The sequence below is a fragment of the Granulicella pectinivorans genome, assembly GCF_900114625.1.
GTDB lineage: Bacteria > Acidobacteriota > Terriglobia > Terriglobales > Acidobacteriaceae > Edaphobacter > Edaphobacter pectinivorans.
Genome location: NZ_FOZL01000001.1, coordinates 4,105,917 through 4,128,913 on the forward strand (window position 1 = coordinate 4,105,917; position 22,997 = coordinate 4,128,913).

General features: G+C 59.7%; 23 protein-coding genes and 2 riboswitches. Of the genes, 7 read left to right on the forward strand and 16 right to left on the reverse strand.

Annotation, left to right across the window (positions count from 1 at the left end):
* Positions 1–25: 25 nt before the first annotated feature.
* The 7 genes from BM400_RS16485 to BM400_RS16515 all read right to left on the reverse strand — a co-directional run bounded on the left by BM400_RS16485 (position 26) and on the right by BM400_RS16515 (position 8,228).
* Complete coding sequence (locus BM400_RS16485) at positions 26–601, reverse strand: cob(I)yrinic acid a,c-diamide adenosyltransferase (protein WP_089840787.1); 576 nt, start codon at positions 599–601, stop codon at positions 26–28.
* Positions 598–1,416: a hypothetical protein gene (locus BM400_RS16490; protein WP_089840790.1), complete on the reverse strand. Its 819-nt coding sequence runs from the start codon at positions 1,414–1,416 to the stop codon at positions 598–600. Before BM400_RS16490 ends, BM400_RS16485 begins: the two co-directional genes overlap by 4 nt.
* Positions 1,413–2,171 (reverse strand): ABC transporter ATP-binding protein, encoded by a 759-nt coding sequence (locus tag BM400_RS16495; protein ID WP_089840791.1) that lies wholly within the window; start codon positions 2,169–2,171, stop codon positions 1,413–1,415. The genes BM400_RS16490 and BM400_RS16495 overlap by 4 nt, the downstream gene beginning before the upstream one ends.
* Positions 2,168–3,274, reverse strand: a complete 1,107-nt coding sequence (locus tag BM400_RS16500) for a FecCD family ABC transporter permease (RefSeq protein WP_175529070.1) — start codon at positions 3,272–3,274, stop codon at positions 2,168–2,170. The genes BM400_RS16495 and BM400_RS16500 overlap by 4 nt, the downstream gene beginning before the upstream one ends.
* Positions 3,259–5,652, reverse strand: a complete 2,394-nt coding sequence (locus BM400_RS16505) for a TonB-dependent receptor (RefSeq protein WP_175529071.1) — start codon at positions 5,650–5,652, stop codon at positions 3,259–3,261. Before BM400_RS16505 ends, BM400_RS16500 begins: the two co-directional genes overlap by 16 nt.
* 119 nt (positions 5,653–5,771) lie before the next feature.
* Positions 5,772–5,949: riboswitch (cobalamin riboswitch) on the reverse strand.
* 24 nt (positions 5,950–5,973) lie between these two features.
* Complete coding sequence (locus tag BM400_RS16510; RefSeq protein WP_089840795.1) at positions 5,974–6,834, reverse strand: ABC transporter substrate-binding protein; 861 nt, start codon at positions 6,832–6,834, stop codon at positions 5,974–5,976.
* The gene (locus BM400_RS16515; RefSeq protein WP_089840797.1) at positions 6,831–8,228 is read right to left on the reverse strand and encodes a cobyrinic acid a,c-diamide synthase CobB; all 1,398 of its coding nucleotides are present in this window, start codon (positions 8,226–8,228) and stop codon (positions 6,831–6,833) included. Before BM400_RS16515 ends, BM400_RS16510 begins: the two co-directional genes overlap by 4 nt.
* Before the next feature lie 172 nt (positions 8,229–8,400).
* Positions 8,401–8,578: riboswitch (cobalamin riboswitch) on the reverse strand.
* 124 nt (positions 8,579–8,702) lie between these two features.
* Here BM400_RS16515 and BM400_RS16520 point away from each other — a divergent pair.
* Positions 8,703–10,019, forward strand: a complete 1,317-nt coding sequence (locus BM400_RS16520) for a glycerate kinase type-2 family protein (RefSeq protein ID WP_089840799.1) — start codon at positions 8,703–8,705, stop codon at positions 10,017–10,019.
* Positions 10,020–10,079: 60 nt separating this feature from the next.
* Here the strand turns inward: BM400_RS16520 and BM400_RS22145 are convergent, their stop codons facing one another.
* Positions 10,080–10,247: a hypothetical protein gene (locus BM400_RS22145; RefSeq protein WP_175529072.1), complete on the reverse strand. Its 168-nt coding sequence runs from the start codon at positions 10,245–10,247 to the stop codon at positions 10,080–10,082.
* A gap of 266 nt (positions 10,248–10,513) precedes the next feature.
* Between BM400_RS22145 and BM400_RS22600 the strand changes: the two genes are divergently transcribed.
* Together BM400_RS22600 and BM400_RS22605 are read left to right on the forward strand one after the other, a co-directional pair.
* Entirely contained in the window at positions 10,514–10,786 is a 273-nt protein-coding gene (locus tag BM400_RS22600; protein ID WP_245781917.1) for a hypothetical protein, read from the forward strand.
* A gap of 8 nt (positions 10,787–10,794) precedes the next feature.
* The gene (locus BM400_RS22605) at positions 10,795–11,271 is read left to right on the forward strand and encodes a helix-turn-helix domain-containing protein (protein WP_245781918.1); all 477 of its coding nucleotides are present in this window, start codon (positions 10,795–10,797) and stop codon (positions 11,269–11,271) included.
* Here the strand turns inward: BM400_RS22605 and BM400_RS16530 are convergent.
* The 6 genes from BM400_RS16530 to BM400_RS16560 all read right to left on the reverse strand — a co-directional run bounded on the left by BM400_RS16530 (position 11,268) and on the right by BM400_RS16560 (position 17,794).
* Positions 11,268–12,614 carry a (Fe-S)-binding protein gene (locus tag BM400_RS16530; protein ID WP_089840804.1) on the reverse strand — a complete coding sequence of 449 codons (1,347 nt, stop codon included), beginning with the start codon at positions 12,612–12,614 and terminating at the stop codon, positions 11,268–11,270. The two genes, BM400_RS22605 and BM400_RS16530, sit on opposite strands and share 4 nt — an antisense overlap.
* Complete coding sequence (locus BM400_RS16535) at positions 12,614–13,819, reverse strand: FAD-binding oxidoreductase (protein WP_089840806.1); 1,206 nt, start codon at positions 13,817–13,819, stop codon at positions 12,614–12,616. The genes BM400_RS16530 and BM400_RS16535 overlap by 1 nt, the downstream gene beginning before the upstream one ends.
* Positions 13,820–13,838: 19 nt before the next feature.
* Positions 13,839–15,311, reverse strand: a complete 1,473-nt coding sequence (locus BM400_RS16540) for an FAD-linked oxidase C-terminal domain-containing protein (RefSeq protein WP_089840808.1) — start codon at positions 15,309–15,311, stop codon at positions 13,839–13,841.
* Between the two features lie 313 nt (positions 15,312–15,624).
* Complete coding sequence (locus BM400_RS21760; RefSeq protein WP_141223976.1) at positions 15,625–16,185, reverse strand: hypothetical protein; 561 nt, start codon at positions 16,183–16,185, stop codon at positions 15,625–15,627.
* A gap of 433 nt (positions 16,186–16,618) precedes the next feature.
* Complete coding sequence (locus BM400_RS16555) at positions 16,619–17,263, reverse strand: hypothetical protein (protein ID WP_175529073.1); 645 nt, start codon at positions 17,261–17,263, stop codon at positions 16,619–16,621.
* 24 nt (positions 17,264–17,287) lie between these two features.
* Entirely contained in the window at positions 17,288–17,794 is a 507-nt protein-coding gene (locus tag BM400_RS16560; protein WP_089840814.1) for a universal stress protein, read from the reverse strand.
* Positions 17,795–17,952: 158 nt separating this feature from the next.
* Between BM400_RS16560 and BM400_RS21765 the strand changes: the two genes are divergently transcribed.
* From BM400_RS21765 to BM400_RS16575, 3 genes are all read left to right on the forward strand, one after another.
* Positions 17,953–18,636: a hypothetical protein gene (locus BM400_RS21765; protein ID WP_141223977.1), complete on the forward strand. Its 684-nt coding sequence runs from the start codon at positions 17,953–17,955 to the stop codon at positions 18,634–18,636.
* 11 nt (positions 18,637–18,647) lie between these two features.
* The gene (locus BM400_RS16570) at positions 18,648–19,184 is read left to right on the forward strand and encodes a DsbA family protein (protein ID WP_089840818.1); all 537 of its coding nucleotides are present in this window, start codon (positions 18,648–18,650) and stop codon (positions 19,182–19,184) included.
* Between the two features lie 111 nt (positions 19,185–19,295).
* Complete coding sequence (locus BM400_RS16575; protein ID WP_245781919.1) at positions 19,296–19,898, forward strand: DUF1269 domain-containing protein; 603 nt, start codon at positions 19,296–19,298, stop codon at positions 19,896–19,898.
* A gap of 169 nt (positions 19,899–20,067) precedes the next feature.
* On the opposite strand, the gene BM400_RS16580 is transcribed toward BM400_RS16575, so the two are convergent.
* A complete protein-coding gene (locus BM400_RS16580; RefSeq protein ID WP_175529074.1) occupies positions 20,068–20,784 on the reverse strand; it encodes a nitroreductase family protein in 717 nt (238 codons plus the stop codon).
* 466 nt (positions 20,785–21,250) lie between these two features.
* Between BM400_RS16580 and BM400_RS16585 the strand changes: the two genes are divergently transcribed.
* The gene (locus BM400_RS16585; RefSeq protein ID WP_342714595.1) at positions 21,251–21,943 is read left to right on the forward strand and encodes a Crp/Fnr family transcriptional regulator; all 693 of its coding nucleotides are present in this window, start codon (positions 21,251–21,253) and stop codon (positions 21,941–21,943) included.
* An 11-nt stretch (positions 21,944–21,954) separates the two neighbouring features.
* Here BM400_RS16585 and BM400_RS16590 read toward each other — a convergent pair whose 3' ends face one another.
* The gene (locus BM400_RS16590) at positions 21,955–22,947 is read right to left on the reverse strand and encodes a zinc-dependent alcohol dehydrogenase family protein (RefSeq protein ID WP_089840827.1); all 993 of its coding nucleotides are present in this window, start codon (positions 22,945–22,947) and stop codon (positions 21,955–21,957) included.
* Between the last annotated feature and the right edge of the window lie 50 nt (positions 22,948–22,997).

The window sequence follows — 22,997 nt, forward strand, 5'->3', positions numbered from 1 at the left end:
GCGGCTTCTGTTGGATCTACCGGCATTACCAGGCCCTCGACCAGCGCGGTCCGGCTTTTTCTTCAGGGCGGAGACGGGCATCCACGCCGGCTTTGAACTCGATGAGGCGACCGAAGAGCCAGATGAGATCGGAGAGGCGATTGAGGTACATCAACACCTCGGGTGCCACGACGCCACCGCTCTCCACGAAGCGGACGGCGCACCGCTCGGCGCGGCGGCAGACGGCACGCGCGATCTCGTAGGCGGCGGATTCGCGATGTGCTCCTGGGAGGGACCAGTCTCCGAGGATGCCTTCGGTCGCCTCGATCTGGTGGACGAGGTTGGTGAGGAAATCCACGTCTTCGGTGGAGATGATGGGAGGCGTCTTCTTGCTCTCGGGTGGTGTGGCGAGTGCGGAGCCGAGGCGGAAGAGGGTCCGCTGGATGGTTTCGGTCCAGGCTGCGATCTCGGCGTCGCTGCAGATGCTGCGGGCGAATCCGAGGACGGTGTTGAGTTCATCGACGGTGCCGTAGGATTCGACGCGGAGATCAGCCTTTGAGACGCGAATGCCGCCCGCCAGCCCTGTTTGTCCGCCATCGCCTCGTTTCGTTGAAATGCTCATGTTGTCTTCTCCTTCAGATGCTGGGTTGTGGCCGGCTCGACCGTTTCTTCCATCGTGACGCGCAACCGCTTGTGGAGCTTCGGCCGGGTGTACGTCAACGTGAGGGTGTCGTTGATAAAGTCTGTGACCAGCGGAGGGCGCACGCAGCCTAACGTCTCTTCGTTGAAGAACCATGGCTGGACGGGGCCTAACTCGGCCAAGGTCTTAGCCTGGATGATGACGGCAGGAACATGCGATATGCCGGCGTGCAAGAGGCGATAGGCGCGGTGGTAGCCATCGCGAAGGAACCAGCGGCCATGGTACTGGGCGACCTCCAAGAAGGGACTGCCACCATGGAGCACGAGAGGCGTTTCGATGGTGTTGCCGGCGCGGAACTGGAGGTTGGGGTTCTCTGTCTGGATCGTGAGAACCGGGCCTTTGCGTTCGATCACATCGTACGCGATGGATGCGACCGGACCGAAGGCGATAGCAACGAGAGAGGACCAGTCGTCTGCTATGGGAAGACTCTCTTCGCCGGGGATGATGCGTCTTTGGAAGGACACGAGCCTGGTGAGATCGACGATGCCTGTCGTCCAGTCGAGACCGTTCATCTCTTCGATGAGATCGGCGCGGCGGCTTTGCGTGGCGAGTGCCGACGCTACCTCATCCGGGATGTGACTGGCACGCGGGTCTTCCTGCTTGAAGGGAGCGAGTGTTGCGAGGAATGTTCCTGCGTGGTCGAGCGCGGTTGTGACGGCGTCGCTGGTGGGGCGATAGGGATTGTCGTCGATCCCCCACGCGGCGAGCTCGCGCACGGTGACATGCGAGGCGTTCATCGGGCAGCTCCCATCAGCAGAGGATGACGGGCGGGATCGCAGTCGAAGGCCTCAGACAGATGCCGCGGTGTCATCACGTCAGCAGGAGCGCCTTGCGTTACCTTGCAGTCCGGCGCCATCAGGAGGACGTGCGAAAAGTTGTGCGTGACGAGGTGGAGATCATGGATGGATGCGAAGACGGTAATGCCTTCGGCGTTGAGCTGGTGGAGCAGATCGATGAGTTCTACCTGGCGCCCGATGTCGAGGTTTTGGGTTGGCTCGTCGAGGAGAAGAAGACGCGGCTCCTGCGCGAGGCCAAGGGCTACCTTGACTCGCTGGCGCTCGCCGCCGCTAAGTTCGTTGAAGATGCGGTTGCGCAGGCCGGAAACATCCGCGAGCGACAGGGCACGGTCTACGGCCTTGCGATCGGTCATGGTGAATCCACGCAGACGGCCCAGATATGGCGTACGACCCTGCTCGACGACCTGCTCCACGGTGAAGGCGAAGGGGACGTCGAGTTGCTGCGGCACCATGGCGATGCGTTGCGCGCGAGCTTTCGCGGCATAGGAGGCGATAGGGACTCCATCGAGCCGTACGCTGCCTGATGTTGGAAGCAGCGTGCCTGCAAGGATGCGGAGGAGCGTGGTCTTTCCGACACCGTTCGGTCCGATCAAGGCTGCGCTCGTGCGTTCCGTGAGCGTGAACGAGAGATGATCGAGGATGCTGCGTCCGGCGTAGTTGAAGCTGACGGCGTCGACCGACATGATGGGAGTCATAGGACGTACTCCCGCTTGCTCTTACGGAGAAGATAGAGGAAGAATGGGCCGCCGAGGAAGACCATGAGCACGCCGACGGGAAGCTCAGTGGGCGCGAAGAGGGTGCGTGCGAAGGTGTCGGTCAAGACGAGGAAGATGGCTCCGGCTAGCGCGGTGACGGGAAGCAGGCGGACGTGGTCCGGTCCCAGGAACAGCCTTGCCACGTGTGGAACGATGAGGCCGGCGAAGCTGATGAGGCCGCCAAGCGACACTGCCGCTGCCGTAAGGAGCGAGGCCACGAGGATGATGCAGAGGCGTGTGTATTCGACGCGGATGCCGAGGTGGTGGGCGTACTCGTCTCCGAGCGAGAGGGTGTTGAGTTGCCGCATGAGCGGGTAGGCGGCGAACATCGAGAAGACCAAGATGCCGGTGGTTACACCTAACTGCGACCAGTGCGGGATGCCGATGATGCCATGGAGCCATGCATTCAACGCGCGTGTACCCGATGCTGGGTTGGGGTCGAAGATCTCGAAGACGTAGGTAGAGTTCGAAAGCATGGTGCTCATGGCGAAGCCGGCCAAGAGGAGCGTGACCACATTCGTGCGTCCGCGCGCGCGGGCCAGGGAGTACACGACTCCCATGGTGAGCACGGAGCCGAGGAAGGCCAGCAGGGCCGTGGCGGAGAAGCCAAAGATCGTCAGTTGCGAGAGGAAGAGGATGCCGATGCATCCGCCGACGACGGCTCCGCCGGATGAACCGATGATGTAGGGGTCGGCCATGGGATTGCGAAACAGCCCCTGGAACATGAGACCTGAGACAGCGAGCGCTGCTCCCACAACTGCCGAGGCAAGGACGCGAGGAAGACGGATTGTGAAGAGGATGATGTGCTGGGTTTCAGTCAAGGACTGGGTATGCCAGAGCGCATGCAGAGGAATATGCACGGCGCCATAGGTGGTGCAGATGAGGATCTCCGCACCGAGAAGGATCGCGAGCGCAACGAGGATGAAGGGCAGATGCACTGCCCTGCCCTTGTCCTGCTGTACTGGCGGCACGCCCCTTGCGCTCCGTCCATGCTGGACGGAGCTCAAGGGGGTGATCGCGACCCTGGTTACTTCAGCTTCCACGACTCTCCTCCAATCGAGACACGGAAGCCCGCGCGGAAGTTGAGCGGGAGAGCCGGATATCCGAAGGCCTCGCTGTAACGCTCGCTGAGGAGGTTCTGGATCTCAGCGTAGGCGGTGAGGCGGTGCGTGACGTGGTAGTCGCCGGTGAACTCGAGGCGCTGGTATCTGCCATCGAGGTTCTGGTTCGGCAGGAGCAGAGAGGTCTTGCCGTTGGGGTCGGTGGAGAGGAAGTCGCTGTCGTCTCGGTAGCCAACGAGCGTTCCGTTGAGCGCGGCGGTGAAGCGCGACTGCGTGTACTGCAGGCCGAAGTATCCGGAGTTTCGAGCACGGCGGAAGGGGCGGTTGTTCTTAAGCGGACCCGAGGCGCCGATGGGGATCGCGCCGAAGTTATAGGCGGTGTTGAATACCGGCTTGAGAGCGCTGCTGGCGAACGAGTTCTGCACCTTGGCGTCGAGGAGGGTATAGCCTCCGCGGGCGAGGAGGTGCTTGCCCAGCTTTGCCTCGATCTCGGTTTCGAGGCCCTGGGCGCGATAGGAGAGCGAGTTGACATAGGCTCCGGACACGTTCGGCAATGCCGCGGCTGGAACGCCGAAGCTGATGAGTGCAGTCTGCGAGAGGAACTCAAGGGTATTGCCGTATTCGTTGTGGAAGTAGGTGAGACCGAGGCGGACGCGGCCGCGTGCGAACTCCTGATCGAGGCCACCGTCGTAGGAGCGCGATGTCTCAGGGCCTACGGTTCCGATGTTGAACTGCGTGATCAAGGGGCTGGTTGCGGCGCTCGCGGCGAGCAGAGCCAACAAGGAATTGTTCTGCTGGTACAGGCTTGGCTCCTTGATACCCTTGGCGAAGTTGGCGTGGAGCTTGGTGCCGGAGAGGAAGGCGTCGCCGCCGGGCCGCACCAGATAGTAGCCGAGCGATGCGCGCGGGGTTGCCGCGAAGCCATATACGCCATTTTTCTCAAGGCCGGTGCCGACTGTGTAGTACGCACGGTTGCGGATGTCACCTTGCACTTCCATGACGTAGCTGTAGTTGCCACGGTCAGCGTACCCGGTGGGGCTGCCGGTGGATGCGCTTGAGCCACGTTCCGCTTCATATTTGAAGCCACCGAGGAAGAGCGTGTGGGCATCGAGGCGGAAGTCCGACTGCGCGTACACGAAGTCGCGGCTGGTGTGGTTGGTGGAGAAGTTGGGGAAGGTTGTGGTGGGTCGCTGGAAGATGGCCTGACCGCTGACGGAGTAGCCGTTCGCGCCACGGATGGTGACTGGCGCACCGAGATAATACTTCACGGTTCCGTTGGAGTTGAGGAGAGGAATGCCGGTGGGCGCGTAGTCGGAGTACTCGTAGTTCAGACGCAATGAGCCGTAGCGCAGGAGGTTGTGCCAGCGTGGGGTCGTCTGCTGGTTGAGCACTCCGCTGACCACCTGGTCCTGCTCCTTCGATCCTGCCGCGTCGGCGATGCCGTAGAGCAGATAGGCATTGGGCTTGCCGCCGGAGGCAGCGAGATGCCGGTAGGTGAAGCGAACATCGGTGGTTGCGTTGAGCTGGTAGCCTGCATTCCCGGCGAAGGTGGCATTGTGGAAGGCGTTGCCGGGGATGGAGTTGTGGGTGTCCTGGCGGCCGAAGTCGGCGAAATAATCAAGAGCGTGAGCGGCTCCGCTGAGTGCTGCTTCCTGTCGATAGGAGCTGAAGTTGCCGCCTTCGGCGGAGTAGTCAAGCTGCGGCAGAGGTGTGGTTCCGCGCTTGCTGGTCAGTTGCACGACACCGGCGAGTGCGTCGGAGCCGTAGAGCGCGCTATTGGGGGCGCGCAGGACTTCGAGACGTCCGATGCCGGTGGTAGCGATGTTCGCGAACTCGGTTGCTCCGCCGATGTCGTTGACAGGAACGCCGTCGATCAAGACCTTCGACGTGTTGGTTGCGCCACCGCGCAGCGACAGACCGGTGGTGCCGCCGGCTTGTCCGGTCTGGGTGACCTGCGCCCCGGGCACATAGCGAAGAGGCTCCTGGATATCGTTCGCATGCGGAAACTGACTGGAGGTCAGCACTGTGATGGGGGCGGCGATCTGCGCCAGTGGTGTGGGGGTGCCCGTTGCGAGTACGGTGACCTGCTGGGTCAGCGTGGGGGTCGAGAGCGTGATGTCGAATTTCGTCGATTCCTTTGCGGAGAGGAAGAGCGAGGGCGTCAGGGTGGGGGCGAAGGTCGTGGCGCTGGAGCGCAGTCCGTAGCGGCCGGACGTTGGAACGGACAGGCGGAAGCTACCGTCGGGGCCTGCGATGGTCTCGGCGACGACGACGTGTTTGTTGTTCAGCAGCTCCACTTTGGCGTTGGCCACGAGCGCTCCCAATGGGTCTTTGATGACGCCGTATACGGTACCGCGCATCTCCATGATTCTGTCCGGCGGTGTTTGCGCTTTCAGAGTGCAAGAAAGCGGTAGAAAGCTACTTAAAAGAGTGACGGTTGCCCATGCGATGCGGTGCTTTTGCGACATTTTTCCCCTCGGAATCTGGTGGCAGCAGAGCCGGTCTCCTGGCTTGCGTGTCCTCGAAGTCATGCTGCCTTCCCCAGCCGTTGGGCCAGGTGGCGTTGCTCGTCCGTGCATGATTTCTCGACGCTTACAGTTACGGGGTAGTGGCGGATTTGCACCGCGCTTCCCGACACTCTGCTGAGTTGTTGCGGTTGAAGGTTGAGGATGAGCTCTCAACTACGGATGAAATTGTTTGGCCAGATCCTCCAGTGCGTCGATCGCAACGGGACTTGGAAAGTCGATGCGGCGATCCACGTAGTAGGCGCGCCGTTGTTTGACGGCGGTCAGATTCTCCCATCCTGGCTTGTCCTTGAGCACATCGAAGTTGGTTTTGCCATCGCGCACCAGAAGAAGCGCTTCCGGCGCGCGCGCGATGACCGTTTCCATGCTGATGTGCGGCCACTCCTGCGGGATGTCGGCGGTGATGGAGCGGCCGCCCGCTGCTTCGATGATCTCCGTGATGAATGCTCCCTTGCCGATGGTGATGACGGGGTCGTACCAGACCGGCATCAGGACCGCCACGGCAGGCTTTCCACGGACACTTGCGCGTACGGCATCGATACGCTGTTGCAGGCGCGTTGTGAGAGCCGTTGCCTGGGATTCGCGGTTGAGGGCGATGCCGAGCGATGTGATGGAGCGAAAGATACCGGCAAGCCCGTGAGGGTCGACGAGAAACACGGGGATGCCCATGGCCTGCATCTGATCGAGTGAGGCCTGGGGATTGGCCTTGGGGATTCCGAGAATCAGATCGGGATGCAGCGAGGCGATGGTCTCGATGGAAGGCGCCATGATGGAGCCTACGCTGGGCTTCTTCTGGGCTTCGGCGGGAAAGCGGACGTAGTCCGAGACGGCTACGACATCGTCGCCGGCGCCGAGGGAAAAGACATCGTCCGTGATGCTGGGGACCAGGCAGATGATGCGATGCGGATGGTCCGGCACGGTGACGCGGCGACCGGTCTCATCCGTAACGACACGGCTGGCAACACATGGCAAAGGGATGAGCGCGAAGAGAAGCAGGAGGGTCGAGAGAGATTTCACGCGGTCACCATCGTGTTGGTTCGAGCGGTTATGGCGGCTTCAACGAAGTTTGCCGCGATGTTGCCGTTGGTGCGGAAGTGGATGTGGATGTAACTTGCGAGGACGTTGCGGTCTGCGGTGCCAAAGCCTTCCAGCTCCTGTTTGCTCGCAAGAGAGTAGGAGATGCGGTAGGCCTTCGACAGCGTCGAACGATCGACGTCGGACGTGACGTCGGAGTGATGGAAGCTATGGCCGCGAAAAGTCGTTCCGGCAGGCCCCAAGAGGCAATCGTGGAGCAACTCGACGGTGACGTAGCCGAAACGGACGAGACGTTGGGTCATCGCAAAGGTGAGGGGAAGCAAGCCCGCGAAGGAGATAGAACGACCGTCTTTCAGACGCAACGATTCGCCAAGATAGATCATGCCGCCGCACTCCGCGTAGATGGGTTTGCCTGTGGCGGCAAATGCACGGATCGCCATCAACATTAAGTGATTGTCGCTGAGGGAGTCTGCGTGCAGCTCCGGATAGCCGCCACCGAGGTACAGGGCGTCGAGGTTGGGTGGAAGGGCTCGATCGTGGAGTGGGCTGAAGGGAACAATCTCCGCTCCGGCTTGGCGGAGGAGATCGAAGTTGTCCTCGTAGTAGAAGCTGAAGGCCTCATCGCGGGCTACTCCGATACGGACTTGCGCGGCGGGGGCGGGCGTCGAAGCGAATGCTTCGAATTGCATGCCGCACTGCAGGGTGAGCAGAGCATCGAGATCGAGGTGGGTTTCGGCCAACTGCGCCAGCGTGTCCAGCCGTTGCGCGTTGTGCGCGGCGGACTGCTCTTCCGCTGTCTGCAATCCGAGATGGCGTTCCGCAATGGCGATGGCCGGTTCGCGTGGAAGCCATCCGAGCAGAGGCGTGGCGCAGCGAGAGTGAATGGCCGCCTTCAACATGTGGAAGTGACGGTCGCTCGCTACGCGGTTCAGGATGACGCCGGCGATGTTGAGTTGCGGATCGAAGAGTTCGAAGCCGAGGACGACGGCGGCGATGCTGCGCGCGCTCTTTCCGGCGTCCAGGACGAGGACGACGGGGAGTTGAAGGAGGCGTGCGATCTCCGCGCTGCTGCCTGCGTCTGAGGCTCCGTCCTTGCCGTCGAAGAGGCCCATCATGCCTTCGACGATCACTGCATCCGCGCCTTGGGAGGCCGAGGCGAAGACTGCGCGGTTGCTCTCGTGGTCGAGCATCCAGGTGTCTAGATTGCGGGAGGGCCGGCCGGAGGCCAGGGTCTGATGGCCGGTGTCGAGGAAGTCCGGGCCGCCCTTGAAGGGCTGCACGATGAGTCCACGTTTTCTAAAGGCGGCGATGAGAGCGAGGGTCACGGTCGTCTTGCCGACGCCGCTCGACGTGCCCGCGATGAGAAATCCCGTCATGACGCAGGGGTTCCTTTCGCGTTCAGCGTGTCGCGCCGTGTGACAACGGATATGACCATGAAGACTCCCAGACCTGGGAGAGGATGTTCGATGAAGAGACAACGGTTCCAGAGACTGGAAACTCCACGCAATGTAGAGACGAGGCCATTGCGACTCCACCTCCCCTCGGAGGCGCGTGCGATTGTCTCTGGCAGGTCTTCGGACTTGCAGGCTACCTACTTGCCCGGTTTCTCAGCCATGAGGCCAATACCTGTTGGGCGTTCGTTCCTGCTTACCGCTGCGGGGCAGTTCCGGATTCTCACCGGATTCCCATTTTCACTCTTTCGAGCACCAGAGATTACTTGAAGTTTAGCATCCCCAGGCACCCATGGAGCGGGGGGAACGTCGAGCTGCGGGCTCGTCAGAGCGTGTGTTCGATGTTTCTTCGGCACCGACGCGACAGGTTCGTTGCTGCGTGCTAAGAATGGATACCGTATGAATCATGACGCTGCCGCCATCTTCCACACCACGCTTGCGACCCTTGATGTCGGGGAAGCGGTTCGAGACGCACTCTCGGTAAGCGCCGATGCGTTGACCGTCACAGGCCGCACTCTTCGGGTTGCCGAGCTGGACCACATTGTGGTCCTCTCGATCGGGAAGGCCGGGGCAACGATGTTCGAGGCGGCTCGCGAGGCACTCGCACCCACGCTGCTGCCGATTCAGGCGCTGGTCGTCACGCCGGAGGCGACACTTCCCACCTCTGCGGGGGTCACCGTCCTGCATGGGGCGCACCCTTCGCCGGATAAGGTCTCCCGGCAGGCGGCCGAGGCTGCTCTGGCTCTGCTCCGCACGGCTGATGCCAGGACGCTTGTCCTGTTTCTCATCAGCGGGGGTGCCTCCTCGATGTTTGAATTGCCGCTCGATCCCACGATCCGCATCGATGACGTCGCCGACTTTTACAAGGCGTTGGTGGCCTCTGGCCTGCCCATCGAGAAGATCAACATCATCCGGAAACATTTCTCGGCGGTCAAGGGAGGGCGGCTCGCCGTAGCTGCGGCAGGTGCGGCCGCGCAGGTCACTCTACTCGTCTCCGATGTGCCCGCGCATGCGCTGAACGCGGTCGCCTCCGGGCCGTCGATGCCGGATCCGTCGACGCTGGCGGACGCGCGTGCTCTTCTCGGAGGACTGTCTTCGCCTCTCCCTGATGCCGTTGCGGCGTGCTTCGCCGATCCTGCTCTTCCCGAGACGCCCAAAGATACGGACGGCGTCTTCGCCAGAGCCACCTTCGAGGCCATCCTTTCGAGCGAGCAACTGGCGGCACGCGCCGCGGACGCCGCACGCGCGCTCGGCTACACCGTGCTCTTCGATTCTTCGTGTGACGACCATCCCTATCGGCACGCGGCAGACTATCTGCTCGGACGGGCGACGGAACACGCGTTGCAATATGAGAAAGCCTGCCTGATCTCTGTGGGTGAGGTAGTGGTCACGGTGGACGGCCCAGCCGGCCGGGGGGGACGGAACCAGCAATTTGCGCTGTATTGTGCCGGAGAGCTGGCTCGCCGTGCGCTCCCCTTGACGCTCCTCAGCGCCGGGTCCGATGGCATCGACGGCCATAGTCCCGCGGCCGGAGCCGTCGTCGACCGTACGACGTGGCAGCGCGCCGCAGCCGCAGGTTTCGATCCTGTTCTGGCGCTCAGAAGCTTCGATGCCTACCCCCTTTTCGACGCATTGGGCGACACGCTGATGACCGGTCCCACTGGGAACAATCTTCGCGACCTGCGCGTCTTTCTGAGTGACCGCAATGTGGGGTAAAGCTTTTCACTCCGTTGCCCGCTGCTATGGAAAGGGGCATGCGACGCCGCACGTTGCGTGCTACAGCGTGTGGAGGAGCAGAAGGAACAATGCGATGACCGCCAAGATCGATCCGAAGAGTGTAGTCGTGATGTACAGGGCTGCGCGCTTCTCCTGCCCAGGAGCTGGACGGGTGATGCCAACACCCCAGATGAATCCTTCGCTGACAATTTCAGTGAACTTTCTCATGTCGATCCCTCTGCATTGAGGATCGATCCGGAACCGCTGCGCGCTATGCAATTCCTGCGATTGGTTTGCACTTTTGGGAGGAAGAGGCCATCGTTATAGGGTGTCCACGTCCACGCAAAGTCGGATCTCGGTACTGCGCAACGACCGGCTCGTTCCGCTGATCCCGGAGACGCGGACTGTGTCTCCAGCGCGGGTTCAGCCGTGGCGGAATATCCTGCTCGAAAGCCACACGGTTGGGGACATCGAGATCCCTGAGCACGATCACCATGAGTTCTGCATGCACCTTCAACTGGAGGGCGAAACAGAGCTGGAGTGGTGGACCGGAGGCCGCCATGGCCTGGAGCGTACTGGTCCCGGATCGTTCATCCTTTTGCCCGCCGGGACACGCGACCGCCTGCGGTGGCAAGGCACGTCACGACGCCTCGTTCTTTCGGTGGGCGCGGAAGCATTCCAACGGGCGGTCGGAGAAGATCGATCGCTTCCTGCCATGGAGTTCAGGGATCAGTGGTCTTTGCGCGATCCTGGCTTACGGCATCTAGTGACCGAGATGGGACGCGAGGCCAAGGAGGGCTGGCCGCTCAATAGCCTCTATGCCGATCTTCTGGGCATGAGGCTTTCCGCATACCTTATGGGCCGGTACGCCGCGACGTCCATTGCCAGTCCCCCTTTCAAAGGGGGTCTGCCTGTGATCCAACTGCGGCGGGCGATGGAATATCTCACGGAAAATCTCCATCGCGACGTTCGGCTCGATGAGGTCGCCCAGCAACTCGGAATCAGCGCTTTTCACTTCGCTCACCTGTTCAAAGGGAGCCTTGGACAGTCGCCCTACCAATATCTGCAGGACCAGCGCATCGCGCGCGCCAGACAGCTTCTATCCGGCTCTGCTCTTTCGGTGGAAGAGATCGCCCTTTCGACGGGCTGGAACTCTTCCGTGAACTTCGTGCGAGCCTTCCGGCAGAGGGTGGGCCGGAGTCCGGGCGCGTGGAGAAAAGACCACGGCCATTCCAGCAGCCCTTTGGACTAGCGTGACCTTCTCAGCAGCTCTTCGGGAGAAAGATTCCGGATCGAGGCATCGAGCAGCTCCACCATGTGGAACGTGGGCATCGTCTGCTTTCCCTGTCGCCGCAGCCCGCTCATCAGTTGCAGGAGGCAACCGGGATTCGCGGAGACCACCACGCTCGCGTTGGTGGCCAGTAGATTCTTTACCTTTCGGTCACCCAGTATGTTCGCCGCCTCCGGGTGCAACAGGTTGTATACGCCTGCCGAGCCGCAACAGAGGTCGGCCTCCGCAACGGTCGCCACTTCGAGGCCGGGAATGGCGGCGAGTACATCGCGCGGCTGTTGATAGATGGACTGCGCATGCCGCAGATGACACGCATCGTGATACGCGACGTGCATGGGCAGCGCGTGCCGGGGAGCCTGGGGTGGGAGTTCGGCAAGTATTTCCGAGATGTCACGGCACCTCGCACTGAACGCAGCGGCTCGCGCTGCCCACGCGGGGTCGTCGCGCAACATGTGGCCATAGTCCTTCATGGTCGAGCCACAGCCCGCCGCGTTGACGACGATGGTGTCGACCTCGGCATGCTCGAAGGCCGCGATCAACTGCCGTGCCATCGCGGCGGCGTCTTTCTCCAGCCCGGAGTGGACCATCAACGCACCGCAACATGCCTGATCCTGCGGGATGACCACCTCGCATCCCTCCGCTGCCAGCACGCGGGCAGTCGCCTGGTTGACATGCGAGAAGAACACCTGCTGGACACAGCCGGAGAGCATCCCCACACGTCTCCGCGGTCGATCCGCAGAGACTCTTGCGGGCATCCTTCGCAAGAGTGTGGCCGGCACACGGGGCAGGAGCGCCTCCATCGCTGCCATGCGCTCAGGCAGACGCTGCAGGACACCGGACTTTCGGACAAGGCTCTGCAACCCGGAGCGCTGATACACGAGCATGGGCAATGCGAGGACCCTCAGGCGCGTTGCATAGGGGAAGGTCGCGAAGAGCATCCTACGGAATAGACTATCGGCACTCGAACGCGGAATGTTTCGCTCTACCTGTGCGCGGGTATCTTCGATCAGTTTGCCGTACTGGACGCCCGATGGACAGGCCGTCATGCACGCCATGCAGCCGAGGCAGTTATCCATGTGCCGCTGGAAGATATGGTCCAGCGTGGCTTCGCCCTGCGCAACCTTGTTCATCATGTAGATGCGACCGCGTGGCGAATCCATCTCCTCACCCCATAGCACGTACGTCGGGCACGCAGGAAGGCAGAATCCGCAGTGGACGCAATCGTCGATCAGCGCCTTCTCTGGCGGATGATGGGCGTCAAAATTGGATGCGCCGGGCAGGCCAACCTGAACGAGCTCACTCATCAGAGTCCTCCGAGAAATCTGCCGCGATTGAGAGTTCGTTTGGGATCGAAGTTTTCCTTCACGGCTCGCATGACCGGAAAGCTGGACGGGAGTGTGCCCCATCGATCGAGAACCGCTTCCCCGGCTGCGATAAGGACCGTCAGCGAGCCTCCCGCGGCTTCGAGTTGGGCACGCAGATGCGTCAGATGGCGCACGTCAGGGTTGTTCGGAAAGCTGACTGTCAGGATGCCCGTCGCCTGCGCAACCACGCTTCCGCCAAGGTCGTGCATCGCCTGCACCGTACGGCCAATCGCGCTGGGTAACAACGTCGCTTTCACCACGAAACGGGCACCGGCAAATAAGTTCTCGCGCGCGGCCCACGCTCCGGCGTGCGAGGGTTCGGTCTTCAGTCCCGTGCTCTCTGCCATCGCGATCACTCCATCCTGTTGCGTGGACGCGACCTCCGGCAAGGCAGCGAGCCGTACATCCAGAGCGAATGCTTGCTTGTGCGCACGGAGTTGCATGGATTGCACACTGAAGTGCGCGTCCAGCAGACGCAGCAGCAGATCGTTCAGCGGCTCCGCACTGGCTGCTAAAACCGTGATGCTGCTGCTGTGGCGTGCGATGGAGTGCAGGCGGAACGTGACCTCCGTGATAAGAGCAAGCGTACCGAAGGATCCGCACAGAAGCTTCGGAAGATCGTAGCCTGCGACGTTCTTGACGACCTTACCGCCGCTGCGTGCGACGGTGCCGTCGGCGAGTACGATCGTCATACCGATGACCAGATCGCGCAGTCCGCCGTACCGCAGGCGAAGGCTGCCGGAATCGTTGGCACCAAGCACGCCACCGACGGTCGCGCGCTCCGGCCACAGAGGATCGAGCGCGACGTGCTGGCCATGCTGTGCAAGCGTCGACTGCATGGACTGCCAGCCACATCCAGCATCCACACTGCAGGTCATATCCTGCCATGTGTGTTCACGCACCTGATTCATGCGCGAGGTACGAAGCCGTATCTCGGCCGGCGCCTCATCCAGCCATGGGGACTTGGTCCCGGCCCCCTCGATGCAGACCACCAGACCCTTCTCATTGGCGTAGCGAAGGAGATGCGCGGCCTGTTGAGCGTCTGCCGGCGCAACGGAACAGGCACTGCCGGTCGCTTCGACGTGTTCAAGACCAGCAATCGACGCGGCGTATTCCATCACACTTTGTTGCGATATCGAGGTCATCTTCTACGATTCGTTCCTGTCAAAAATATTCAGCGATACCCGCAGTCTCAAGCGGATGCGGGGTATACGGTCCGGTCTTTTCACCGCAGAGTCTGGGGCGAGGAAAGAGCTTGTCTGGGTTCGAGATGTTCTCCGGATCGAAGGCGTGGCGAACACGGTGCATCGTGGAGAGATCAGGTTCGGCATACATGTAGCCCATCGATTCCTGCTTCTCGCGTCCTACGCCGTGCTCGCCGGTGATGGAACCACCAAGATCGACGCAGACCCGCAGAATGCCGAGCGAAAGGTTCACGGCAATCTGTTCCTGGCCGGGGATCGATGCGTCGTAAAGCACGATGGGATGCAGGTTGCCATCGCCGGCATGAAACACGTTGGTGACCTGCAGTCCTACTTCCTGGGACATCTGTGCGATTCTGTCGAGGACCTCGGGCAGCCTGGTGCGCGGGATGACGCCATCCTGCACGATGTAGTTCGGCGCTAACCTTCCGGCGGCGGCGAATGCAGCCTTGCGTCCCTTCCACACCAGCATGCGTTCGCGTTCGGTGTGCGCCAGCCGGTCTTCCCACGCGCCATTGTCCCGGCAAAGCTGGCGAACCTGGTCCATCTGGAGCGCGACCTCCGCTGCAGGGCCGTCCAGTTCAATCAACAACAGTGCTTCGCACACAGGGTAGTTCGGATGCACGGCCGCTTCGGCGGACTGGATTGAGAGCCGGTCCATGATCTCCATGGCTGCGGGAAGAATCGCCGCCGCGATGATATCGGAGACTGTTTGACCTGCGCACGCGATGCTGTCGAAGGCAGCCAACAATACTTGAACCGTTTCGGGCTTCTTGACGATGCGCAACGTGATCTCCGTCGCCACGCCGAGTGTGCCCTCCGAACCAACAAAGACACCAAGGAGATCGTACCCTGGGGCATCCAGCGTGGGAGCCCCCAGATGCACCTTCTCACCGGTCGGCAGCACGACCTCGAGCCCAAGCACATGGGTGGTGGTGAAGCCGTACTTGAGGCAGTGCGCTCCGCCCGCATTCTCTGCCACGTTCCCGCCAATGGTACACACGCTCTGCGATGATGGATCTGGAGCATAGAAGTACCCGTGCGGTGCGACACGCGCGGTCAGGTGATTGTTGATCACACCTGGTTGGACGGTCATGCGCTGATTGACGAGATCGACGTTGAGGATCTCAGTCATGCGCGCGAAACTGATGACAATACCGCCCTCCGCTGGGAGCGCGCCACCCGAAAGACCTGTGCCGGCACCACGCGCGACGAACGCAATTTTATGGCGAGCGCACGTTTGTACAACCGCCTGCACCTGAGCCGTGGAACGCGGCAACACAACCGCAGAGGGCAGCGTGCGTATGGCTGTCAACCCATCGCATTCGTACGTCTGGAGTTGGCTGCGTTCCACAAGCAACCCATCACGCCCCACAGCCGCTTCCAATTCTGCGAGTATGACAGCGGGAAGTAATGCGTGGTCTTGCGTCTTCATGGATTGCTCCCTGGCTATTCGGTGTATTCCGTACATGCGCCAATCAGCCGGCTGAACCGCTTCGGCGGCTTCACGCGCATCTCGCAAACGTCGGATCATTGTACCGATGGGGAGTTTCTTCTGTCATGGAAGCGGCCTGCTGTGCGCGAAAGCGGCACATGCAGGGTGGGACGTCCATGAAGAACGCGCCTTCCATATCCATGGAAACCAGCCATCCGGGCGGTCGGTGACATGGACTCCCCCCGGATGCCAGAACCATCAAGCCTTGAGGACTAGAAGGCCAAGATGAGCGAACCGGTGGCGAGGATCCGATTTAGTACAGGCCGACAGCGTGTTCTCCAGCGGGAAGGTCGTGGGCACTGCGCACATCTCCGGCAACCGATTCCAGTCGTTTGCTTGGGTCGCTCTCTGAGCTGGCACGCACGTAGCGGACTCGCTTACCTGCAGCAAGAAACAAGACCCGGTGGTCCGCTGGTCCGCGAGGTATTCCGATTCCACGCGAGAGTTGATACAGAGTTTCGAGTAACACCTCTGGCCGGCAATGCTCCCCGATCGCGATATCGTAGCGACTCTCATCCAGATATTCCATTGCATTTCCAATGATGAGAATTCGGGCGTGTGGCCAATGAGTGCGCACATTGGCCGTCAAGGAGGCGAGCAGCTTCTTGCCCAAACTATGGCTCAGTACCGCCATGTTGACATGAACACCTTCATATTTCGCTGGCGGCACGCTGCTTTCCACGATAGCTACATAGTCTTCGGCAGCGGCTAGCAACAGGGCGCGAGACGCTAGCAATCCAGGATTCGGTTCGACGACCAAAGTGCCTGACGGCAGGAGCACGTATGACTTAGGAAACGCGTTTTGCATCTGCATGGAACCCGCCTGACCTGTACCGAGATGGATGGACACCCCAGCGAGACGAGAAACAGGGAGCCCAAATATGATTCTGCTCTCGGTGCGTTGGACAGGCTGTGTCCGATTGCACAGCGCATGCGGGACCGAAGTGAAAGCCTAAGCGAAGCAATGCTCCGATGCAATCCTAGAGTATGAGGTAGACCAATCATGACACTCCCTTGCAGTGGGACCGAAGAAACACGGGACGATCAAGCGCTTCAAGAAGTGCAACACGACCGGCTACGGCTCAAAGAACTTCTCACTGAGAAGCAGAGCATTGAGAGCAATATGTCACATCAAGGGTTCCGCGACGCCAGTTCCCGCAATCGGCTCTGCGAAGAGATCGCCGCACTCGACGACACAGTGAAGCGTGAAGCATGGAAGATCGCTGACGGTCAGCACCGATGATGGCCTAGCCTTCCGACTGGTGAGCTGCCACCCCTGAGATGCCGAGCGTTAGAGAGGTGGGGGCTTGACATCGGTGAAGGCAGAAAGCGAACAAAAGCATGCTCAAGCCATAAAAAAGCTCAAACGCAGCCAGCCACTCGGTTGCGCTTCGCGTTGCGGCGTAGCGATTGCCTAAGAACAAGGTTCCAACACACAAGGATAGAAGACCCGCCGAGGCGAGGAGCAGTCCATAGAGTCTATTCGCGCGCAGCTTGTAAGCGAGAACTGCGAGGAAGCAACCGGTCCCAAACGCATGCAAACCCGCTAGCCACGCCAGTGACACGGAAGACATGATCAAGGTAAAACCAATGTAGGTCCCCAACGCTGTGGTGAAGATACACTCGGCGAGGAGGACTTTCCAGAGACCTATCCGATGCTCAGCGGCATAGCCGGCGGCCACCCCGAGCAGAACTCCGTTCCCGAGGATGTAGAAGCCAAGCAGCATGCCCAGTGCCACGAACATGATGGGATCCAGGAAGATACTCCCGAAGAGACTCCCGGTGTAAAGAAGGACGGCAGAAAAAAGGATAGCGAGACCTCCGCGTGCCGCGAAGGCCCACCAGAAAATTCCAAGTCTCTTCATCGGCATCTCAAAAGCAAGATCGATCATGTGCAGCATCCTCAGGACTGAAGACTACGATTCCGTTTCGGTCTCATCTACACCTGGCTTTGCACTGCGGAGAAGCAGCACTGGACACTGGGCGAGTTTAAGGATCTTCTCGGCGGTCGATCCGAAGATCATCGGGCGCCAACCAGACATACCGTGGGTGGAGATCACCATCAAGTCAGTTCCCTCACGCTGCTCCACCATCAAGACTGGGGCCACGATATCGTTACCCACCTCGACACCAAAGTTCGCTTCGATGCCCAAGGACGTGAGAACAGATGCCATCTCGCTGAGCCTGTTATTCGCCTGCATGATAGCTGTCTCGAGAAACTCCTCAGCAGGATAAAACGTTGTCGGAAACTCAACTCCCGTCGTGATGGGGATCATGGGTATCGCATGCAGCAGATAGATCTCGGCGTGAAAATGCTGCGCCAAGCCAGTGGCTGTGTTTAGAGCTGCCTGCGAGGAAACACTGAAGTCGATTGGAACGAGAATCTTCGTGGGGGCAAAGTGAATTGCAAGTGTGTCAGGCATGAGTTCTCCTTGGTTCGACCTGTCCGGTGATCCGCGTCTCCATCGTCCTCTCTCTCGAGAGAAGCCGCTGTGCGCTTTTGCTCAAGCGCTCGACAATGCGGCATGGGCGTGAGCAAAGCGACACAGCTTGCTTGTCGCCCTGCTGCCATGCTCAGGGAATGAGCCTGCATCTTCGCCATGACCTTGCATTACTGCACCAGAGCCTACTTAGCGGGAAACTGCCGCGCAACCTTAGCTGGAATGAAGCGGTTGAGCTAGTCTCCCAGCTCGGTGAGGTCCAACCACGCAACAGCGACGAGTTCGTTTTTCTCGTGGGAACACAGAGGACCTTCTTCAAGCGTCCTCATACACATGAGTTGGCCGTTGAAGAAGTCGCAAGACTCCGCAAGTTCCTGCGTGATGCAGGCCCAGAGGTTACAGAGGATGCATCCGCGCAGCCCTGCCGCATGATCGTCGTCATCGATCATCATGCTGCGCATCTTTACCAAGATTTCAACAGGTCCCTCCCTGTCGATGAAAAGACACTTCATCCCTATGATCCCTTCGGGTTTCACCATCACCTCATCCATCGCAAGGAGGCCCACTACAAGGGCGAACGCGTTCCGGAAGAGATATCGTTCTACGAGGATATTGCGAAAGAACTGCTGCCTGCCGATGAGATCGTGATGATCGGCCATGGCACAGGCAAAAGTAGCGCTGTTGAATTCCTTATCGAATATTTGAAGAGCCATTACCACGCCGTGGCGCGACACATCATCGCGACGGAAACGGTCGATCTGTCGGCATTGACCCAGCCCGAGATCGAAGTCATTGCAAAGCGACATATGATTGCGGTTGTCTAGGAGACATCAATATGACCAGACTTTCTATCTCCATCGGTCCGGACGAGCACGTCCAGGGCAATCCAGAGGCAGGCTGCAGCCTCGTCGAATATGGCGACTACGAGTGCCCCTCTTGCGCCCAGCTTCAGCCAGTGATCAAGAAGCTACAACGACACTTTGGATCGCGTCTCTCCTTCGTCTTCCGCAACTTCCCGCTCCGTGAAATGCATCCGTGGGCGGAGGCTGCGGCCGAGACTGCTGAGTTCGCCGGTGCGCATGGCAAGTTCTGGGAGATGCATGATCTGCTCATCGAGAACCAGGCTATTTTGTCGGGGTCCCTCCTGCTTGACCTGGCCAACAGGTTGGGGCTCTCCAGCACAGAACTGGACACTGCGCTCAACGCGAAGACGTACCGACACAAGGTCCTCGACGACTTCGAAGGTGGCGTCCGGAATGGAGTCAATGGAACGCCTACGTTGTTCATCGACGACCAACGCTATGACGGTTCGCTCGACTCCGAGTCCTTAGCAGACGCTATCGGCGAAACACTCTTACAGACGGAAGCGTAGTGGCGAAGAACCGAACCATCCTCTATCAGCCATGAAGGATTCGCAAGGTATTCATCCAGTTGTTCACTTGCCTCCCGTTCGTCCCGGTTCAGTTGGCGGAGCTGTTTCAGATTGCTCAGCGGAAGCTTTATCGACAGCGAACACTATGTTGTATCGAGAGGTTACTCCATGTACAGAACAGACTCCGTCGTCGCAATCTCTCAGAAGCAGGGACTGGCAGAACAAGCGGTGCGAGACCTTGAACTTGCAGGTATTGATATGCAGAGTGTCTCTCTCGCAGCGAGAGAGACACCAGGAAAGGAGGCCGTTACCGGCTACTATAGCAGCGGCAATAGGATGCGCTATTGGGGTGCGAGGGGAGCATTCTTCGGTGCGATCTGGGGATTGATCTTCGATACCGCGCTGTTCGCCATTCCAGGCATTGGGCCCGTCGTGCTGGCCGGTCCACTCGTCTCGTGGATCGTCGCGATCCTAGAAGGGGCGGTTGTTTTTGGCGGGTTGAGCGCGCTTGGGGCGGGTCTTGCGAGTATCGGGATTCCCAAAGACAGCGCGGGGAGGTATGAGAAAGCCTTACAAGCAGACAAGCTTCTGCTCATCGTCCATGGCACTCCCGACACGGCACTCCGAGCGGCACGGGTCATTGAAGATACGCATCACGAGTCGTTCGAACTCCATGGGGCAACCTTGCCTCCGCTCGACGCCGTGAAGTCTTGAAGAGGAGGTCTCGCCGGCTGTCGGCGGAGATCAACGCCGGGAGTCAGCCATAGATCACATCTATCCACCATGATCGTAGATAGCCTCATGGCCAGCATGGATGCCCCGCATCTCATCCGGATATGGAGAGGTCGCCGGGAGCTATCCAGCGCTGAGTTCGACGGAGCTTTCAAGCTCTTGCATCGAACTTGTTGTAGTGAACGAAGTCCTTCAGCAAGCGTCGAACGCGCGTATCGGGAGCGGTTTGCTGCGCGGCATAGCCGATGCTGCAGGCGAATGCGATCTTCATCTGCACGGGTATGTGCATCAAGCTTCTGAGTTGCTTCTCGACCGCACCGTCGCTCACCACAGTAAGAACGTGAAAGCCCAGCCCCAGAGACTCACAGGCGAGCCACATGTTCTCCATCACGCAGCCGAGACTGATAAGGCCCACCGTGTCTGCATCAGAACCTGGGGCGCGGCGGCTTCCGTCATATAGGACGAACATCAGCAATGGCGTCTCCCCGATTGTCCGGTCCAAAAATGTGAGTTGCGATCGTGCATCAGCCTCGGGATTCCATGCCTCGGGATTTGTCCAAGCAAGAGGGAACGAACTCGCAAGCATTCCTGTCCGCTTTGCTGCCAGCTCTGTCTCTGTGAAGGAAAGAAGCGCGTAGGTCTCACGGAGAAACTGCTCAGACATATCGGCAGGTATCTTCCCGATTGCATCGAGCTGGTCTGCGGAGTTCACCACGATCATTTCGAAGTTCTGCATGTTGGTCGGTGTCGGGGCCCATTGAGCAGCTTGCAGAATCTTTTCCTGCGTCTCCGGTGAGACAGGACGACCTAGATCAAAGGCTCCTCGCATCGAATGCCTGTTGTGGATCGTCGCCAGTATGTCGAGCATCGCCATCTCCTTGTTCGTCCTTACGATCATGAATGACACTGCACCCGCCGTTTATGTGCAGCGCCTCGTCTCGTTTCGAGCCCGTGCGGCTTGCCGTTATCTCTGCTGGTAAAGGAGTACAACTCATTCCGCCAGATTCCATGCTTGAGGCGGTCGAAGATGCCGGCTGGAATAAGTCTGATCTGACTGACGGCTCAATGCTGAGTCCGATTGCTCTCTACCGCAGTCGTCTGCGTATCAACAATCCATTCTGCTGAACTGAACCGTTTGGAGAGCCTGCCGGGTGAGCAGACTTGTACAGACATTTCGTGTATTTACCGCGATAAATGAAGGAGCGATGCTGCACCTCTCTCTTTTGAGTGCATCTCACTGCAGGTAAGACGACAAAGAGGGATCAATGCCCGGTACCCGACGCACACAGTTTGATCCAGCCCGATTTCTTGCTGCGGCTGGAGTTACGCACAGGATGATCCAGGTAAAAGCAGGACACGTGTTCTACTCGCAGGGCGACCCTGCGGATGGAATCTTCTTTCTCGACTCAGGAAGAGCCAAACTGACCGTTGTCTCAAAGCGAGGCAAGGAGGCAACGGTGACACTTCTTTCTCCCGGAGACTTTATCGGAGAGGAGTCACTGGCGGGACAGACCGAAGTTCACCTCGCGACGGCCGCGGCCGTCACTCCGTGCAAAGCTTTGAAGCTGAGCCGCAAAGAGATGGTTCTGCTGCTGCACGAGCAACATGAATTTGCAGATATCTTCCTTAAGTTCGTCCTGCTTCGTGGCGTGAGAACTCAGGAAGACCTCATCGATCAACTCTTCAATAACAGCGAGAAGCGACTGGCACGCACTCTGCTCATCATGGCGGAGTTCGGTAAGCCGGGTGAGCCGGAGACCATGATTCCTCCCATTACCCAAGAGGCGCTCGCCGACATGATCGGTACGACACGTTCTCGTGTCAGCAAATTCATGAACAACTTCCGCAAGCTGGGCTATATCGATTACAACGGTCGCATTCACGTTCACAAAGCGCTGTTGAACGTAGTGCTGCATGATCGTCTGCCTCACCAGACAGCAACGAGGCCGGTTGTCGTGGATCACTTTCCTACTCCCGCCCATCAGAGAAAGCGTGCCAAGGTCGTTTCCCCTACCGGAAAAGAGTGAGCCTGAGTGGCTCAAACGACGATCACTGCAGAGCCATGTTCCGTCTCATCCCGTACAGCCATCAAGGCCTGGCTCGCATCGTCGAGCGAGAAGATGGACGCGCGTGGCTGAATCTTGAGGTCGAATGCAATCTTGAGGAAGTCACGGGCATCGGCACGTGTCATGTTCGATACACTGCGAATCTGACGCTCTCCCCAAAGCAGCTTGTCATAGTCGAATGCCCGCATCTCGTCAAGATGGATTGCATTGATGGCGACCACACCCCCCTTTCGCAAGCTCGCGAGTGCATCTACGATCACCTTTCCGCTTGGTGCGAATGTAATCGCGCGATCCAGAACTACGGGGGGCCTATCATCTTCTCTTCCAACCCACGTCGCATCCAGTTCGCATGCAATGGAACGGTGGGCACCACCGCGTGTCACGACATACGTCTCGCATCCCCAGGACTGCAGGATTGGAATCATGAGGGTGGCCGAGCTGCCAAAGCCAAAGAGCCCAACTCGCTCTCCGGGTTGCACGCCCGCGACTCGAAGGCTGCGGAAGCCGATGATCCCGGCACAGAGCAGAGGTGCAACATGAGCCGCATCAAGCGAGTCAGGAAGAGGAAACGTAAAGTCTGAACGGACGAGTACGAACTCGGCGTAGCCACCATCCACGGTGTAACCGGTAAACGTGGGATGATCGCACAGATTCTCCATCGAGTTCTTACAGAACCAACAGTCTCCATCCGTGCCGCCCATCCAGGAGACACCGACACGACTCCCGAGGGGCGAGACATCGCTCGCCCCGTCTACGACCTCCCCGACAATCTGATGACCGGGAATCAAGGGTAAACGTTGCGGCGTTAGATCATTTTGAACAATATGCAAGTCGGTGCGACAGACGCCACAGGCGATCACCCGCAGCAAAACGTATCCAGGTTTCATCTCCGGGCGGGGAACGTCCAAAATGTGAAGATATTCCCCGTTGCCTGTCATGGTTCCATTGAAGATCGCTGCTTTCATGATGTGATTCCTTTTGATAAGACCCACGACGGTGGTTGGCACCGTCGTGG